General features: G+C 42.7%; 11 protein-coding genes and 3 pseudogenes. 4 read left to right on the top strand and 10 right to left on the bottom strand.

The annotated features are described in order from the left end of the window. Positions 1 to 140: 140 nt before the first annotated feature. Positions 141 to 746 (bottom strand): DUF3038 domain-containing protein, encoded by a 606-nt coding sequence (locus tag LC608_RS29275; RefSeq protein WP_229556930.1) that lies wholly within the window; start codon positions 744 to 746, stop codon positions 141 to 143. A gap of 773 nt (positions 747 to 1,519) precedes the next feature. Here LC608_RS29275 and LC608_RS29270 point away from each other — a divergent pair. Further along, a complete protein-coding gene (locus LC608_RS29270) occupies positions 1,520 to 1,948 on the top strand; it encodes a substrate-binding domain-containing protein (protein WP_229556929.1) in 429 nt (142 codons plus the stop codon). Here LC608_RS29270 and LC608_RS29265 read toward each other — a convergent pair. The 5 genes and pseudogenes from LC608_RS29265 to LC608_RS29245 form a co-directional block, all read right to left on the bottom strand. Beyond that, complete coding sequence (locus LC608_RS29265) at positions 1,862 to 2,518, bottom strand: Uma2 family endonuclease (protein ID WP_229556928.1); 657 nt, start codon at positions 2,516 to 2,518, stop codon at positions 1,862 to 1,864. The two genes, LC608_RS29270 and LC608_RS29265, sit on opposite strands and share 87 nt — an antisense overlap. Positions 2,519 to 2,532: 14 nt before the next feature. After that, positions 2,533 to 4,958 (bottom strand): annotated as a pseudogene (locus LC608_RS29260) (endonuclease MutS2). Between the two features lie 193 nt (positions 4,959 to 5,151). Next, on the bottom strand, positions 5,152 to 5,448 hold the full coding sequence (locus LC608_RS29255; RefSeq protein ID WP_229556974.1) for a DUF2288 domain-containing protein: 297 nt from the start codon (positions 5,446 to 5,448) through the stop codon (positions 5,152 to 5,154). A 69-nt stretch (positions 5,449 to 5,517) separates the two neighbouring features. Beyond that, positions 5,518 to 6,555, bottom strand: coding sequence for an AI-2E family transporter (locus tag LC608_RS29250; RefSeq protein WP_229556927.1), 1,038 nt, complete (start codon positions 6,553 to 6,555; stop codon positions 5,518 to 5,520). 192 nt (positions 6,556 to 6,747) lie between these two features. Continuing rightward, entirely contained in the window at positions 6,748 to 7,386 is a 639-nt protein-coding gene (locus tag LC608_RS29245; protein ID WP_229556926.1) for a 1-acyl-sn-glycerol-3-phosphate acyltransferase, read from the bottom strand. 133 nt (positions 7,387 to 7,519) lie between these two features. Between LC608_RS29245 and LC608_RS29240 the strand changes: the two are divergent. From LC608_RS29240 to LC608_RS29230, 3 genes and pseudogenes are all read left to right on the top strand, one after another. Then, a pseudogene (locus LC608_RS29240) lies at positions 7,520 to 8,314 on the top strand (serine/threonine protein kinase); the annotation flags it as partial. 206 nt (positions 8,315 to 8,520) lie between these two features. Further along, a pseudogene (locus tag LC608_RS29235) lies at positions 8,521 to 9,450 on the top strand (serine/threonine protein kinase); the annotation flags it as partial. A 56-nt stretch (positions 9,451 to 9,506) separates the two neighbouring features. Next, complete coding sequence (locus tag LC608_RS29230) at positions 9,507 to 11,792, top strand: ATP-binding protein (protein WP_229556925.1); 2,286 nt, start codon at positions 9,507 to 9,509, stop codon at positions 11,790 to 11,792. 172 nt (positions 11,793 to 11,964) lie between these two features. On the opposite strand, the gene fabD is transcribed toward LC608_RS29230, so the two are convergent. The 4 genes from fabD to LC608_RS29210 form a co-directional block, all read right to left on the bottom strand. After that, positions 11,965 to 12,852 (bottom strand): ACP S-malonyltransferase, encoded by an 888-nt coding sequence (fabD, locus tag LC608_RS29225; protein ID WP_229556924.1) that lies wholly within the window; start codon positions 12,850 to 12,852, stop codon positions 11,965 to 11,967. Positions 12,853 to 12,989: 137 nt separating this feature from the next. Beyond that, positions 12,990 to 13,982 carry a beta-ketoacyl-ACP synthase 3 gene (locus tag LC608_RS29220; RefSeq protein WP_229556923.1) on the bottom strand — a complete coding sequence of 331 codons (993 nt, stop codon included), beginning with the start codon at positions 13,980 to 13,982 and terminating at the stop codon, positions 12,990 to 12,992. A gap of 141 nt (positions 13,983 to 14,123) precedes the next feature. Next, entirely contained in the window at positions 14,124 to 15,146 is a 1,023-nt protein-coding gene (gene plsX / locus LC608_RS29215) for a phosphate acyltransferase PlsX (RefSeq protein ID WP_229556922.1), read from the bottom strand. A gap of 269 nt (positions 15,147 to 15,415) precedes the next feature. Further along, on the bottom strand, positions 15,416 to 16,897 hold the full coding sequence (locus LC608_RS29210) for a leucyl aminopeptidase (RefSeq protein WP_229556921.1): 1,482 nt from the start codon (positions 16,895 to 16,897) through the stop codon (positions 15,416 to 15,418). Positions 16,898 to 17,190 lie beyond the last annotated feature (293 nt).

Raw genomic sequence — 17,190 nt, 5'->3', positions numbered from 1 at the left:
TGTCAGGTTCCTTCTGTGATGTGCAAAGAGGCAGCAGTGGTGATAGTACATTGCCCAAGAACTAACGATCATCAAAAGAGAATCCTTATCTAGCAAACTTTCATGAGCAAATTTTGGTTGAGGAATTTCAAATCTAAAATTTAAAATTTTGTTGAACGGTCTATAAGTGCTAGCCAGAGACGGCGATGCCCACCAGGAGCACTGTAAAAAAGTAAATCTACAAGCAGTTTTAGGGCCAGGTTAGTTAGTAAATCCGTTGAGATTTTCTCGTCCTCTTCCATCCGCTCTTGGTAAGTGTTGCAAAAAGCATCAATATAATCTCCAAGTAAAGCAGCCTGGTGAGGTTCCCGGTTATTTTCTGCCATTTGTTCCAACAGTCCGACAGCGCGGCGAATCAATTCCTGGTGCTGTTTGGCTAGGTAGCAGATGATCAGAACAAGCGATCGCGCTTCTTCGACATCTAGCTTTTTTCGCCCTCCTTGACCTTTGCGTAGGGGATTTGATTGGCGCAGTCGCCATAAAGCTACGCGGTCTGGCACTCTTGACTCTAAATTCAGATCAGTTGCCGCCGAAAGCATAGCCTCTGAACCAATCCCAGTTAAGGTTTCTAGCGCCAACAGCACCAAGTCTAATTGGGTTTTGATATTGTCCCATTGAACTGTGTTTGGGGCTGGAAGCTTGATTAAATCCTCCCACTGGGAATTTGGAGTGGCTGAGTTGGTGGCCGAGTGCATAACTTTTAGCATAGGTGATCAAGCTGATAGAGGATGTTGCTGTTACCCATTTTGAAACCAGACTCTTAAGAATCAAGCTTGGTTTCCCATAGCTCTAAGCCAGAGACTTCATCTAGCTTTTTTATGTGTTAAACAGCAGGTATCTTTGTCCTACTCTAGATGAAAATTTATTTTCGACAAAGTAGAAAAGTATCAATTCTAGTTAAGGTTTACCCGACTTTTGCTGCTAATTCCGTACAAGAGTATAAATAAACTATTGTTTTGAATGCTAACCGCTAATTATCGCTGAATAATTGTGTAGAATACCTCCTAACTTATTTGTGGCTTTAAATTTTGAAATTTATTGATGTTTATTACTTGGTCTTCATGTATACATAATTACTATACAAATTTTTTGCTTCTTAAGAAAAGAATTACTGAACAATAACCCTCTTTCCTCAAAAGCTTCCCGTGCCTCTTCTGCTTACCCGAACCCCACCCCAGTTTCGCTTGTGTGTAGCCTGTTATTTCAGGACAGGTTAGGCAACATCAGGACGATTGATGCCTCTATGCAACTGATGACAAACTTAAAAATTTAATAAAGTCAACGTTTGAAGATGTTGGGCGATTGATTTATTCCAACTTAGTTGGTACTATAGCTCTAACCGCGAACTACGCACATATCAAAACTCATTTGTAAACTTAATGGGCAGAGGTAATAGTTTAGACATTTACCAAAACCCATTATTCAGTATAGGTTACAGATAATTCACTGAGAAGAATAGCAACGCAATAATATAACAACGATGAAAAAGCATTTTTTTGCCTTTTCACTCATAGCTTGTGCTGTCGGTGTCACTCTGCCAACTCAGGCATTGGCGGTTAAGCTATACGGTGCTGGTAGTTTGCGTGATAGCCTCACAGAAGTAGCTGAATCTTTTAATGATAAATATGGAATTCTAGTAGAAACGCGATTTGGCCCGTCTGGCTTAACACGAGAATTTATAGAACAAAAATTCTCCGAAACCGGAAAATCCGCAGATATTTTTGCTAGTGCAGATATTGAGAACCCTCAAACATTGTTTGAAGAAGGTTTAAGTGAACCTGTAGTGAATTTCACTAGCAACCGCATGACTGCTGTTGTGAGATCAGGACTTAATATCACTACTAATTTTCTGCCTTATCCACGCACGAAATCCTTTCATTGTCGTATTTCTACCATTGTTTTTACTTAGCATCAAATATTCGGGAATTACTTGCTGAATTGGTAAATTGGGGAAAATAGAACTGGTATTTGATTCTAGATATTTACCATTGAACAGCAAGTTTATTTCCAGTTTTCTTCCATTCCATCGCCAGAGTTCCGGTACTCTCAAATCTTGATAATTATTGAAACGAGTGCGGCAGGTAATATCAATTTCAATAGCCAAATCTGGAGGCGGGTCGGTTTCTAAATTTATTCTATCTTTGCCCCTAACTCTAGCTTCATTTTGGATATAGAAACAATCATCGGGTTCTACCCCAGCATTCATACATTCCTTCTCAAAAGTTGTAGAACCTAAACTCCAAAATTCCAGATCGAGTTCTTCTAATAAAACTTTTACCAAATCCCCAATAATAACTTTAGCTACTTCATGTTCTGGCAATGGAGCCATTATTTCCAGCATCCCTTGACTGTAAGCTATGCGCGAACTGCGATTGTCTCCTAATTCTGCTAAAATTCGTTTGTATGCCGACCAGGAGACATCTTTAATCAACAACTGATGACCGGCTTTTACAATTAGTTGATTGAGTTCAAGTAACATAGCATTCCTGCTCTTTATTTGATGTGAGCAACGGTAACACCGGTGCCGCCATCTGCTTGTTCTGCTGGTTCGTAGTTGTTAACTCTGGGATGTTGTTGCAAAAATGTGTGAACTCCTTGTCGCAGTTTACCAGTACCATACCCGTGAATAATCCAGACTGGGCCTGTAGCTTCCGAGATGGCTTTATCTAAAATGTATTCGGCATCAGCTACCCGTTTACCACGCAAATCGATGGTATTTTGGGAAGTCCGAATTTCTGGGACATTTTGCGGTGGGGGGGTTACTGCTGCTGGGGCTGGCTTGGGTTTGACGACTGGTTCGGCTTTTTGACCATCTAGAGATTCTACATCTTGCAACTTCACGTTCATCTTCATTAGCCCAAACCGAACGCTTAACTCCCCATCTTCATCGGGGGCAGTGATCACATCTGCTATCTGTCCTAATTTTGGAATACGGACGCGATCGCCTACTTTGGGCATAAATCCAGCTTTTGGTTTTGCTGGCGTTGCTGGCTGATATTGTTGGCTAATTTGATTCAAAGCATTGGTTGCTTGCTGCGCCTCTTGGGCTGTGGGCGTACCTTTTTGCAAACGGCGGATCACTTGGGCAATTTCACCTTTTGCTTGAGCGATCGCTTGTTGGACTGCTATTTCCTGTGAAGCCCGCAAACTGCTTTCCCTCTCTTCCAAACTTGCGGCTTTTGCGGATACTTGTTTGTATAAACGTTCCGCTTGCTGCAACAAACTTTGGGCTTCGGCAGCTTTGGTTTCTTGACGGCGGCGTTGTGCTTCTAAGCCAGCAATTACTTGGTTAACTTCATCTGTGGCTTCTCCCACCTGGGTTTTCGCCTGTTGTACCACTTCTGGGTTCAATCCTAAGCGGAGGGCAATAGTTAAGGCGTTAGAACGTCCAGGTATGCCCCACAACAAACGGTAAGTGGGTGAGAGAGTACTTTCGTCAAATTCTACAGAGGCATTTTCAAAGCGATCGTCTTCGTATTTCAGGGCTTTTAATTCCCCAAAGTGAGTAGTGGCGATCGTTAGCTGGGAATGGTTAGCTAGATATTGCAACAAGGCGATCGCTAAGGCGCTACCTTCAACTGGATCAGTTCCTGCACCGACTTCATCGAGTAAAACGAGTGATTTGGGAGTAGCGATTTCTAAATTTTTTTCTTCCCCATTCCCGATTCCCAATTCCCCATTCCCTAATGCTTCTAAAATCCGGCTAATTCGGCGGATGTGCCCAGAGAATGTGGATAAACTTTGCTGTAAAGATTGTTCATCGCCAATATCTGCCAACACTTTATCAAACCAAGGTATTTCTACTGGTTCGCGGGCGGGGACAAATAAACCCACTTTGGCCATCAGTGCTGCTAACCCCAAGGTTTTTAAGGTTACAGTTTTACCGCCAGTATTTGCCCGGTAATTGTCACTACCCGAATTTGCGGACTAATGAGTAAATCTACAGGAACTACTGGTTGTGCTTGTTCGTGCTGCTGCTGCCACACTAACAATGGATGTCGCAAATTCCGCAAGGTTATGATTTCCCTGTCTTCACGCTGGATAAATCGTGGGGGATTCGCTCCTAGCCAGTAGCTATACCGCGATCTAGCTGTTGCCAGATCCAAAGTGGTAGCGATCGCTAATAATCTTTCTAAATCTGGTTTGACTGCGGCTACAAGTTCAGTCAAAGCACGGCGAACCGCTTCTTCTTCTGCTTGCTCTCTTCTAATTATCTGCCGCAGTTGGTTGCCCAAAGGCACTACTGAATGCGGTTCCACGTAAAGGGTGGCACCGCTAGTAGAGGTATCGTGGACAATACCGGGGATGGCATCTTTTTGGGGTGCTTTTACAGGGATGACGAAGCGATCGCCCCGTTGCGTAATTAGCTGTTCTTGAACTGCGCCAGATTTTGCCTGTAAGATATTTTGCAGCTTTTGAGTAATCTGAGTGCGTAATCTCCGCAAATCTGTGCGAATTTCTCCCAGTTTTTGACTCGCGCGGTCAGTTACCTGGGCCCGTTCATCAATACATCGGTGAATTTCCTGTTCTAGTTCTGGATAAGTCCGCAAATCGGCAACCAAATCAGTCAATATCGGCAAATCTTCCTGATTGTCGATGACACGGCGCAAATTTCTAGCACCAGCGAGGGTGGTAGCGATCGCTAACAGTTCATCCCCTGCCAAAACTCCACTGCGTTCTGCCCGTTCTAAGGAATCGCCAATATCTTGAATTCCCTCAAATGATAGTCCCGTAGTCTGGCGAGTTTCCAGCTGATAGACTTCTTTGGTTTGCTCTAACAACTGTTCGCTTTGGATCTGAGAATCGGGTATTTTCAGATGACGTGCGGCTGTCGCCCCCAGCTTGGTTGCCGCAAAGGTGGCAAGGTGCTGGCAGAGGCGATGCCATTCTAATAATTTTAAGGTTTCAGATTGGATCAAGGTTTCAACATCTAATCTGAAATTATCGTAACAATTCTAGCCCCTAGATGGCTAAATCTTAAAGTAGAAAATTTTCCTTTAGTCAATAGTCGAGAGGTATATTCGTCCTCTACTTCTTATACATTGATGTACTTTATACTACATCAATATTTTTGTTGACTCTGACTCTGAGCGAAAACGCCACAAAAACTGATTACGCAGCAACTATTTCTTGCGCCAGAACGTAAGGCTGAACAATAAGAGTATTAAATCGTTTAGTGCGATCGCCGTTCCATTCTCCTACCTGTACTATCGTAGGTTTGGCAATCAATTGTTGATCAATCCACTGTTCCACTGATGGGATGTTATCACTGGCGATCGCTACTCCAACATCCACTAAGTTTAGCTCAAGTGCTACCAAAATTACTGCATCTCGTTGTACATGAGGAATTAGCCACTCCCACTCTGCCTCATCCAAAATTTCTGTTAATTCCGCTCTTAAATCCGACATCATTCCTCAATTTTTATTGGCTAAGAAACTATTTTACATTAATTACTACTTCTAACTCCTAACTCCTAACTAAACTTCTGATTTCATTTCATCAATTTCAAATAAAGATACGATGACTCCAGCAATGGGAATAGATATAAAAACTCCTAGTAAGCCTGCTACTTTAGCGCCTACTAGTAAAGCAAAAAATACTACTACAGGATTAAGATTCAGCGCATCTTGCATAATTCGAGGCGCAATCAAATTGTCTTGTATCTGTTGGAGGACAATACAAGCTATTAAGACTTTCAATGCTAACCAAACACCTTGAGACAACACAAATAGAGTCACTGTGCTTACTCCTAATGTCGCTCCTATGCCAGGAATGATATCAAGAATTCCGACTATCACTGACAATATCAAAGCAAAAGGTACTTTTAATATTACAAAAACCAAAAAAGTTGTACTTGTGAGAAAGGCGCTTAATAATAACTGACCTCTAAAAAATCCTAAAAAAGAACGTCTGATTATATTTGTAAATCTATTGCGGCGCTGTTTTGGTACTATTTTTATGGTAAAATTCCACAGTTTGTCCCCATCCAGTAACATAAAAAAAGCCACAACCGCAATTAATATAAATGTCAGAAAATTCGTCATGAATCCTTGTAAAACAGCCAAGCTAGTAACAAGACTAGATACAGCTTGGTTTCGCAATTGTTCTTGAATAAAACTTAAATTTATCTGCAAGTTACGGCTTCGCAAAAGCCCTTCTAGCTGCTCTAATAGAGGTATTAAAGAATTTACAAAGCCAGTTATACTGTCAATTAATTGTTGTCCTTGAGATAAAACCGTTAAGCCGACGGTAATTATCAGACTGCCAATAATCACAATGCTGAACAAGAAAACGACACCAACAGCTACGCCGTGGGGCAAAAAATGTCGCAGCCATTGTACAGGATAGCTGAGTAAAAAAGCCAAAATTGCAGCAAATGTAAAAATAACAATGACTGCTTCAAAGTAAGCTAAAAGTTGTACAATTGCCCAGCCAGAAGCAACTAAAAGTAAAAAGCGGACTAACGCCAGATTATTTAATCGATCCCAAAAATTCTTGGCTTCAAAGCCGCTCATAATAATTCGTAATTTGTAATTAAGACGGAAAAAAACTAGTTGTGTAGCGTGGGGAATTTGCCCACTCTGTGAGATGGATGATGTATTTGTTGGAAGTTCCTTAGATGATTGCTAGAGTGAATTGATTTTAAGATTAGAGGAACCTAATAGCGATCGCTACCTCCCTAAAGCATATATCTAAACTTGTCTAGCTTATCGTCCTAAATCATGCATCTCGTTTATTACTTTGGTACACTTTTGTGTTAAAGCTTCTAATTCTTCTTTATTAGTGGAACTAGGAGCATCAATCAAGTTACCAATTCTCACAGTTATGGGAACTGCGCGAGGTAGGGACGATCCTTTTTGTAAAATCTCCTCAGTACCCCAGAGACTCACGGGTAATATTGGGGCTTTTGCTTTCGCCGCTAGCAGCAGTGCGCCTCTCTTGGGGTCTGTAATTCGACCATCTGGGGTGCGAGTCCCTTGCAAGAAAACACCGACAGCCCAACCGTTATTAAGATATTCTAGGGCGGAACGGATGGCATTGCGATCGGCATTTCCCCGACTCACCGGGTAACCACCGTACAATTTAATCGCTTGCGCCAGAACTGGGATTTTAAATAACTCTTCCTTAGCCATGTACGCCACTGGACGACGTACACAGTTGGAGACAATTGGCGGGTCAAAATAACTAGCGTGATTACTCACTATCAATAACGGCCCTGATTGGGGGACATTCTCCGTACCATAAATCTGGCCCCGAAAGTAAGTGTGAAGCATGGGGCTGACGACCGACCATTTAAAGGCGTGGTAAAGAGCCAGACTGATAAACGGTTCGCGGTTTCTGTCCACAGAAGATAATTCAAATCAGACTGAATTTAGCATACGCGATCGCAAGGCCCAGAGCAAATGCAAAAAGCGTTGCAGATGAATTGCTTCACCCATCTGGGAATACTAAGTCCATAAAATATTAGGATTTAGCAGTATGAATACCACTACAGTCAGTAGTATTCCCGGATATCGCATCAGTGAAGAACTTTACAATGGTTCCAGAACGCTGGTTTATCGAGGGTATCGAGAGAGTGACTCATTAAGAGTAGTGATTAAACTGCTTAAAAATCCTTATCCAAGTTTCTCTGAACTCTTGTCGTTTCGCAATCAGTACACCATAGCTAAAAATCTCAATTCCCCTCTAATCATCCAAACATATAGCCTAGAACCTTACCAGAGTGGCTATGTGTTGGTGATGGAAGATTTTGGAGGGATTTCTCTTAAAGATTATTTCACCTCTATAGATACGCGATATGTTGCCTTTCTACAAGAGTTTTTACAAATTGCGATCGCACTATGCAATACCTTAGATATACTCTACCACTCGCGCATCATTCATAAAGATATTAAACCCGCCAATATTTTAATTAATCCAGAAACTAAACAAGTTAAATTAATTGACTTTAGTATTGCATCTTTACTGCCACGAGAAACTCAAAGCTTAATTAGCCCCAATGTGTTAGAAGGAACTCTCGCTTATATTTCTCCAGAACAAACTGGACGAATGAATCGAGGGATTGACTACCGCACAGATTTTTATTCTTTGGGTATAACTTTTTATGAATTACTGACTGGCAAATTACCATTTCAGTCAGAGGATGCGATGGAGTTGATACATTGTCATATTGCAAGAACAGCGCCTTTAATACATGAAATTAATTCCGAAATTCCATCTGTATTCTCAGAAATTGTTAGCAAACTGATGGCGAAAAATCCTGAAGACCGCTATCCGTTAATTCTCTTTCACAATGGCTTATGGGAAGTGCGAGCGATCGCCACTCTAGAAGGTACTATGTTGCAAAGAGCACCTTTAGATAATCATCCTGGTATTCCAATTTTATTATTGAAATTCTGGTCTAAAATTTTCCTCTTGTTTATAAACAATTTCATAGATTCGGGGAACACTAAATCTATAAGTATTAAAGATTTAGCAGTATGGATAGCGCTCTGATCAAGATTCCTGGATATCGCATCAGTGAAGAACTCTACAATGGTTCCAGAACCATAGTTTATCGCGGTTATCGAAATGACTCTTTACCAGTAGTGATTAAACTGCTCAAAAATCCTTATCCCAGTTTTAGCGAACTGGTACAGTTTCGCAATCAGTACACCATTGCCAAAAATCTTAACTCACCTCTAATCATCCAAACTTATAGCCTGGAACCTTATCAAAATGGCTATGCGTTGGTAATGGAAGACTTTGGGGGGATTTCTCTGAAAGAATGGGGAACAGGGGAAAACCGACGAAATATTACGGAGTTTTTACAGATAGCGATCGCACTTTGCAAGGCCTTAGATATACTATACCGCTCGCGCATTATTCATAAAGATATTAAACCTGCCAATATTCTAATTAATCCCGAAACCAAACAAGTTAAATTAATTGACTTTAGTATTGCATCCTTACTACCACGGGAAACTCAAACACTAATGAATCTCAATGTGTTGGAAGGGACACTTAGTTATATTTCTCCTGAACAAACAGGAAGAATGAATCGAGGAATTGACTACCGGACTGACTTCTACTCATTAGGTGTGACTTTTTACGAATTATTCACGGGAGAATTACCGTTTCAATCAAACGATCCGATGGAGTTGGTACATTGTCATTTAGCAAAACTTCCACCATCCCTTCGGGAAGTCAAAAATCAAAAGTTCACACTGAGCGGAGTCGAAGTGTCAAAAGTCAAAAGTGAAGAGATTCCGCAAGTCTTGTCAGATATCCTAATGAAATTGATGGCGAAAAATGCTGAAGACCGCTATCAGAGTACATTGGGACTGAAATTTGATTTAGAAAAATGTTTATCTCAACTCCAAGAAACTGGTGAAATTAAAAGTTTCCCAATTGCCCAACGAGATGTGTGCGTAGGCGTAGTCTGCATCTCGACATGAATTTCAGCCTAAATACTTATCTCTGCTCTATGCTTACTCAATTTAGACAAATCTTTAACAAAAAGTGGTCTTTGAAGTCTGTCCATGTCGTTAAGAATCGTCCCACCTCATTGACCCACAAAACATTAATTAATATGGCACTGCGAGTAATGGCGGTGGTACTCGTGTCTGCTGGGGTGAGCTATATCCATGTCATGTCTCGTTTGGAAACCCAGACCCAAACGCAGCTAGAAAAGTACATCAGCGCACGGGGAGAGCAAGAAAGCAGCATCTTTCAACTTGCACAGGACAACCTCGCTTTGCTGCGCGATCGGCTTTTACTGGAATTCAAACAACCCACTAATATAGATTTCCAGGCTGAATTTGAGCGGCAGTATTTTTCCTGGAACGATGGTACCCGACGCAATTTTCCTCAAAATAGACCGAGCAAAGACTTTGATTCAACTCGATATGCCGGATTATTCATTGGTCGAAATGTGCAAATTACTGAAGAACTACAGCAACGCCTGTTCACGGCTAACACACTAATTAGTGCCTATGGGGCTGCTTGGTCTAATCGGTTTGTCGATACCTATTTTATTACACCAGAAAATGCATCAGTTTGCTACTGGAAAGGGGCGCCGTTCGCGTTGGAAACACCGCCCGATCTCTATCATCCAAAAGAGGAATATTTCTATATTGCCGATCCTCAACATAACCCGTCTCGAACGCCGAAATGGACAGGTGTTTATCTTGATCCAAGTGTTAAGGTCTGGATGGTTTCGGTAATTCTACCTGTTTATGAGGGCGATCGCTTTCTGGGCATTGTGGGCCATGATGTGGCCTTAACCCGACTGATGGAGCATACGATCCAGGATCAATTACCAGGCACCTACAATCTGATTTTTCGCTCAGACGGTCGTTTAATTGTCCATCCCCACCGCACTGCGGAAATTCAGCAAGCTCAAGGTGAACTCAAAATCGATGCAATCAACGATCCCCATCTCAACCGCATTTTTCAGCTAGTCACAAAGGCTCAACCGAAAACCCATGTCCTCGAAAATAGCCAAGACCGTGAATACTTAGCAGTGACTCGCTTACAAGGTCCAGGCTGGTATTTTGTCACAGTCTATCCGAAATCACTGCTATCAGGGGAAGCATGGGATACGGCTCAATTTATCTTAATATCCGGTGCAGTGGCGCTGCTGGTTGAAGTGTTGTTACTCTTGTCGGTGTTGCAGCAACAAATCGCTAAACCCCTCCAGCAATTAACCGCCGCTAGTAACCAACTTGCCGAAGGTGACTTTGCGATCGATCTCGATACCACGCGACAGGATGAACTGGGAGGACTTGCTAGTTCTTTCAACAGTATGGCAAGCCAGTTAAAGACTTCTTTCATCGAACTAGAACAGGTAAACAATGCGTTAGAGCTAAGGGTTGAGGAGCGGACAACAACATTACAAAAGACACTTGAAGAACTACGTCTTACCCAAGCCCAGATGATCCAGAGTGAAAAAATGTCAGCTCTAGGGCAATTGGTGGCAGGTGTGGCACATGAGATTAATAATCCTGTCAGCTTCATTCACGGCAACCTCACCTATGTACAAAATTATGCTCAAGATTTATTAGAATTTATTCAGCTTTATCAGTATCACTATCCCAATCCAGTTGCTGAAATTCAAGCTGAGGCTAAAGAATTGGATCTGGAATTTATTCGAGATGATCTGCCCAAAATGCTGTCTTCGATGGAAATTGGCACCAATCGCATTCGTGAAATTGTGTTATCACTTCGCAATTTCTCCCGTTTAGATGAAGCTGAATTTAAGGCGGTTGATATTCATCAGGGCATTGATAGTGCGTTATTAATTTTGCAACATCGTCTGAAAGATGAAACGCAGCGTCCAGCAATAGAAGTAATAAAAAACTATGGTAACTTGCCTTTGGTTATCTGCTACCCCGGACAACTCAATCAGGTATTTATGAATATTTTGTCTAATGCGATTGATGCGTTAGAAGATGCAAATCAGCAGCGCACGCCTACAGAAATTGCTTCACATCCTAACAAAATTTGGATTCATACTCGCTTGTTATCTGAAAAACAAATCATGATTTCCATCGCAGATAACGGTCTTGGAGTTCCAGACACAACTCTAACAAGATTATTTGACCCCTTTTTCACGACTAAAGATGTAGGTAAAGGATCTGGATTGGGTTTATCTGTCAGCTATCAAATTGTGACTGAACTGCATCAAGGTAAACTTGATTGTAATTCCACGCTAGGAAAGGGCGCAGAATTTGTCATAACCTTACCGATAGAAGCTAACTTCATAGCTTGATGAGAATTTACGAATTTACAATTACAACATCAATCGGAGATATGGCAGTTTGCAATTGCCTTGAGTACAGCCAATTTGTAGTGGCGCACAGATGTGGACCACTACGTACCCTGCGGAACGCTTACGCGTAAGCGTCCCGCAGGGATGGAATGTTTTTTTAACTGGAAGTCTTTTATTTTGAAGTGCCTAAATCAGCAGCACTCTGGATATTTTTTAATATTAAGTCAGGGCTACTACGTTTAATCAATCCAGTTAGCACTTTACCAGGGCCAATTTCCATTACTCCCTCAATCCCGTTGGCTGGTAATTGCAGACAAATTTCTCGCCATCTTACAGAACCAGTCATTTGTTTATTTAGGCGCTGCTTTAAAATCTTGGCATCAATAGACGCAATTGGTTCTACATTAGACAACACTGGCACAGTAGCTGGCTGAAATTCTACAGATTCTAGAATATCTTGAAATTTCGCAGCTGCTGGTGCTATTAAATGTGAATGAAATGCTCCAGAAACTTTTAAGGGAATAGCACGCTTTGCTTTAACTTGAGTCATTACCGCTTGTACAGCCTCAGTCGTGCCTGAAATTACTACCTGAGCCGAACTATTATCATTTGCTATTACCACATCAGGCGTTTGGGCAATGACTGTTTCCAACTGTTCGCGGTCAAAGTTCATCAAAGCCGCCATCATCCCACCGACGGCATTATCCATGAGTTCTGCACGGCGCTTTACTAAATATAAACCAGCCGCCCACTCAAAGACACCCGCTACATACAGGGCAGAATATTCTCCCAAACTGTGGCCAGCAACTAAATCTGGCTGTTGTCCTCGTTCTCGGAGAAGATCAGCAAGAATGCTTTCTACCACATACAGAATTGGCTGAGTGTATAGCGTCTGTGATAACTTTTCTTCTTGGTTTTGACAGATTTCGGTTACAGACCAGCCCAAAATTTCGTCAGCTTGGGCAAATTTGTTTTTAGCCAATGGTATATCTAATAAATCCATTCCCATTCCCAGCGCTTGGGAACCTTGTCCGGGAAACACCCATGCAGTTTTAGTCATTAGTGATTAGTCATTAGTCATTAGTCATTGGTCATTGGTCATTGGTCATTGGTCATTGGTCATTGGTCATTGGTCATTGGTCATTGGTCATTGGTCATTAACAAAGGACAAATGACTAATGACAAAAGACAAAATATTCACCTTCCCCATTGAAAAATTGCCGCACCCCAGGTAAGACCGGCACCAAAGCCGGATGCAGCAACGATGTCATTGGGTTTAATTTTACCTTCCCGCACTGCTTCATCTAAAGCTAAGGGAATGGAAGCAGCAGAGGTATTGCCGTACTTAGCGAGATTACTTATAACTTTATGTTCCGGGACATTCAGGCGTTGAGCAACAGCATCAATAATTCGCTGATTGGCTTGATGCAATAACAGCCAATCTATTTGATCAACGTTGAGGTTGGCTTGAAACAAGGCTTTATCAATAATTTCGGGCACTTTTTGCACAGCAAAGCGGTAGACTTCTTTGCCGTTCATAGTAATCGGTTGGTAACCGCCTTTAGTGATATTTACATTTGGGAGGAGTTCTTGGGAAGCGCCTGCATAAGCAAGGTTGAGGTGATGGTTTTGAGTGCCATCACTTTTAAGGGCAAATCCCAATAAGCGATCGCTTTTATCAGCTTGTAATACTACTGCCCCTGCACCATCACCAAACAATACACAAGTGCGCCGATCTTCCCAATCTACCCAGCGAGAAAGGATATCTGCCCCAATCAACAGTACGTTTTTATAAACACCTGTTCTAATGTATTGGGCTGCTGTAACTAGACCAAACACAAAGCCAGAGCAGGCTGCTGTCAAGTCAAAAGCTACTGCGTTGGTGGCTCCCAATTGTGCCTGTACTTGACAAGCACTACCAAACAAATCATCAGGGGTGGAAGTCGCTAGCAGAATCAGGTCTAGGTCTTCTGGTTTAATTCCCGAAGCTGCGATCGCCTGACTGCTGGCGGCAGTAGCTAGTACGCTCAAGGACTCAGATGGCAGGGCTAATCGCCGTTGACGAATTCCAGTTCTTGTAGTTATCCACTCATCTGATGTTTCAACTACTTCACTCAATGTCTGGTTGTGTAGGGAAGTTGCTGGCACTGCCGAGCCACTTCCAGTAATTGCTACGCCTAAGTTTTGCACTCCTAATCTCCCAAGCTATCAGCTTTTTGTCTCTTGTCTCTTGTCCTTTGTCTCTTGTCCTTTGTCTCTTGTCTTTTGTCAGTTGTCCTTTACAAATGACCAATGACTAATGACCAATGACTAACGATCAATGACTAATGACTAACCGCTTTCGCGCTCTAGGATATATTGGGACTGAATGCGTTGTAGCACCTGGTTGTCAACAGCTTCTTTTGCCATGCGAATTGCATTAAAAATTGAAGGAGCTTGTGAGCTACCGTGACCGATAAAACAGACTCCCGCCACGCCTAGCAGCAAAGCACCGCCGTGTTCTGCGTGATCCATGCGCTGCTTAACCCGCTTCAGGTTTGGTTTTAAGAGTGCTGAACCGATTTGACCGTGTAATCCTTGAGGTAATTCTTCCCGCAGAATTTGCAGAATGACTTCTCCAACGGCTTCGGCAAACTTTAATAATACATTGCCTACAAAGCCATCGCAGACAATCACATCAAAGCGACCGGAAAGCACATCACGCCCTTCGGCATTGCCAATAAAATTTATTTGAGAATTTTCGCGGAGCATTTGGTGAGCGCGGACGGCTGCATCATTGCCTTTAGAGTTTTCTTCACCAATATTCAGCAAACCCACCTTCGGTTCAGTTGTACCTAAAACATATTGACTGTAAGCCGATCCCATGACGGCAAACTGCTCTAAAAACTTCGGACGGCAATCTACATTCGCGCCGACATCAAGTACCAACACTGGCTTACCAGCAATAATAGTGGGGAAAACTGTCCCTATGGCTGGGCGGTCAATTCCCGGCAATCGTCCTAAGCGGAGCAAAGCTGATGCCATCGCTGCCCCAGAGTGACCGGCAGAAAACACGGCATCTGCTTTTTGCTGCTTGACTAAATCCATCGCCACATTGATAGAAGCCTTGCGTTTGCGTCTAACTGCATTTAAAGGCTCCTCATCCATAGCGATCGCTTCCTCAGCAGGAACGATCTCCACCTGCCCTAAATTCGTTTTTGGCGGCAAGGCAGCTTCTATTTGTTGAGGATCACCAACCAGTAATACATCTACACCCAATTCTTCCCTTGCTCGCAATGCGCCAGCAACGATTTCACCGGGTGCGTGATCCCCCCCCATTGCGTCAATTGCGATCCTTACGCGAGTCGATCCCATTGCTCACAGTTTCTAGAAACCTTACAAATTTTACCAGATGGCTTTGCCGAAAAAGCTTAACTTTCTGACCGCCAAATTATTTCTGTTACTATTGCAACAATTTTTGCTGGCAAGCTCAAGATAGCACGAATTGTTTGGGAGTAGGGAGTGGGTATTGAGCATTGGAAAGAGGCAGAGGGGCTCTTCGCTGGGAGCAGAGGAGAAAGAAAGAGGTAATTTTTTATTCTCCGTCTTGCCCCCTGCCCCCTGCTCCCCCTACTGCCTACTCTCTACTCCCCACTCCCTTCTACCCAATTAACTAGCGTCCGAACGCCGTAGCCGGTTGCCCCTGCACTGTCGTAGCCATTTTCTTTATCTGTCCACACTGGGCCAGCAATATCTAAGTGCGCCCAAGGTGTATCTTTGACGAATTGCTTAAGGAAAAGGGCGGCGGTAATAGAACCACCTGGACGCGGGCCAGTATTTTTCATGTCCGCAATGCCAGACTTTAGCCCTTCAAAATATTTTTCTTCCATTGGCATCCGCCAAATCTTTTCTCCTGAAGTTTGGGCAGCTTTCTCTAACTGGGAAGCTACAGCATCATCAGGAGTGTACAAACCAGCAATATCGTCACCCAAGGCTATAACGTTAGCGCCGGTTAGGGTGGCTAAATCCACGATCGCATCTAATCCCAATTTGTCGGCATACACCAAGGCATCTGCTAGGGTCAAACGTCCTTCAGCATCGGTGTTGTTAACTTCGATTGTTTTGCCGTTTGATGCTGTAAGAATGTCTCCAGGGTGCATGGCGCGACCGCTAATCATGTTTTCAGCCACTGCCGAGATGAAGTGAACCTCAACATCTGGCTTAATTTGAGCAATTGCTTTTGCCGCGCCCAAGACAGCAGCTGCACCCCCCATATCCATTTTCATGGTTTCGATGCCGCTACCAGCACCTTTAATGTTGAGTCCACCTGAATCGAAGGTTACACCTTTGCCAATAATTGCTAGTTTCCTTTTGGGTGTACCTTCTGGCTTGTAAGTCAGGTGAATGAATTTAGGTGGCAACTCGGAACCTTGCGCTACTCCCAAAAAAGCACCCATACCCAACTTTTCACAGTCTTCTTTTTCTAGAATTTCTACTTGTAAACCGTGATCCTTTGCGATCGCTTGAGCAGTTTCCGCTAAAGTAATTGGTGTTACTGCATTAGCTGGTGCTGCTACTAACTCTCGGGCCAAGTTTACGCCTGACACAATTTGATTGGCGCGGGTGATGGCTGCTTCTTGTCCACTGAATCCTAATAAATCTACGGTTTCTATTTGAGAACCTTTATCTTCTGGTTCTGATTTAAAGCGAATATCTTGGTAAAGCGCCAATTCTATACCTTCTGCGATCGCTTGGGCGCTTGCGGCTGGATCGTTATTCCACAATGGGAAATTAAATCCCAAAATTTTGCTTTTTTGCTTTTTTGCCACTCTGGCTACAGCAGCAGCAGCGCGTCGCAAAGTGTCAAGTTTTAGTGCATCTGGTTTACCTAAGCCTACCAAAATCAATTTCCGCACTGGGCTACCAGGATTCACACGAGTGAAGATAGTACTATTGGCTTTACCTTTAAATTCTTCTTCAGCAATTAGTTCTTTTAATACCCCGGAAAACTTTTGATCTAAAGTTGCCAATTCTCCAGTTAACTCTACTGCATCTTCAAATAATCCAATTGCCAAACTATCGCCTGCCCACTCTAGCAAAGGCTTATCACTAAGTTGAATTGTCATGTTGGGATTTTGTGTAAATATTCCTTCTTGTACCAGTATTGCTCAAAATTATTGTTTAATGGTGAGGGGAGTGGGGAATGGGGGAGATGAGGGAGATAAGGGAGATGGGGCCAGTAGCTATAATGTTAGCGCTGAGAGTGTCAATCGATAATACGCTTGAAAATGTATAGAACTCTTGCATAAATATTTTGTGGTATAATCAAGGGTTGCTTTTCCCTATATTTGAGGTGGTGAAAATATCATTAGCATACCAAGCTTTTTGATTGAGTATGAGCCAGCGATCGCTAGCTAAA

This window comes from Nostoc sp. XA010 (assembly GCF_020829625.1).
Classification (GTDB): Bacteria; Cyanobacteriota; Cyanobacteriia; order Cyanobacteriales; family Nostocaceae; genus Nostoc.
The sequence above is the reverse complement of the archived record's forward strand: the minus strand, read 5'-3'. Positions and strand labels throughout refer to the sequence as shown.

Bases quoted from the DNA above. Each gene is read 5' to 3' on its own strand.
- LC608_RS29275 (WP_229556930.1), bottom strand. From the start codon at position 746: ATGCTAAAAGTTATGCACTCGGCCACCAACTCAGCCACTCCAAATTCC.
- LC608_RS29270 (WP_229556929.1), top strand. From the start codon at position 1,520: ATGAAAAAGCATTTTTTTGCCTTTTCACTCATAGCTTGTGCTGTCGGT.
- LC608_RS29265 (WP_229556928.1), bottom strand. From the start codon at position 2,518: ATGTTACTTGAACTCAATCAACTAATTGTAAAAGCCGGTCATCAGTTG.
- LC608_RS29255 (WP_229556974.1), bottom strand. From the start codon at position 5,448: ATGTCGGATTTAAGAGCGGAATTAACAGAAATTTTGGATGAGGCAGAG.
- LC608_RS29250 (WP_229556927.1), bottom strand. From the start codon at position 6,555: ATGAGCGGCTTTGAAGCCAAGAATTTTTGGGATCGATTAAATAATCTG.
- LC608_RS29230 (WP_229556925.1), top strand. From the start codon at position 9,507: ATGCTTACTCAATTTAGACAAATCTTTAACAAAAAGTGGTCTTTGAAG.
- fabD (WP_229556924.1), bottom strand. From the start codon at position 12,852: ATGACTAAAACTGCATGGGTGTTTCCCGGACAAGGTTCCCAAGCGCTG.
- plsX (WP_229556922.1), bottom strand. From the start codon at position 15,146: ATGGGATCGACTCGCGTAAGGATCGCAATTGACGCAATGGGGGGGGAT.
- LC608_RS29210 (WP_229556921.1), bottom strand. From the start codon at position 16,897: ATGACAATTCAACTTAGTGATAAGCCTTTGCTAGAGTGGGCAGGCGAT.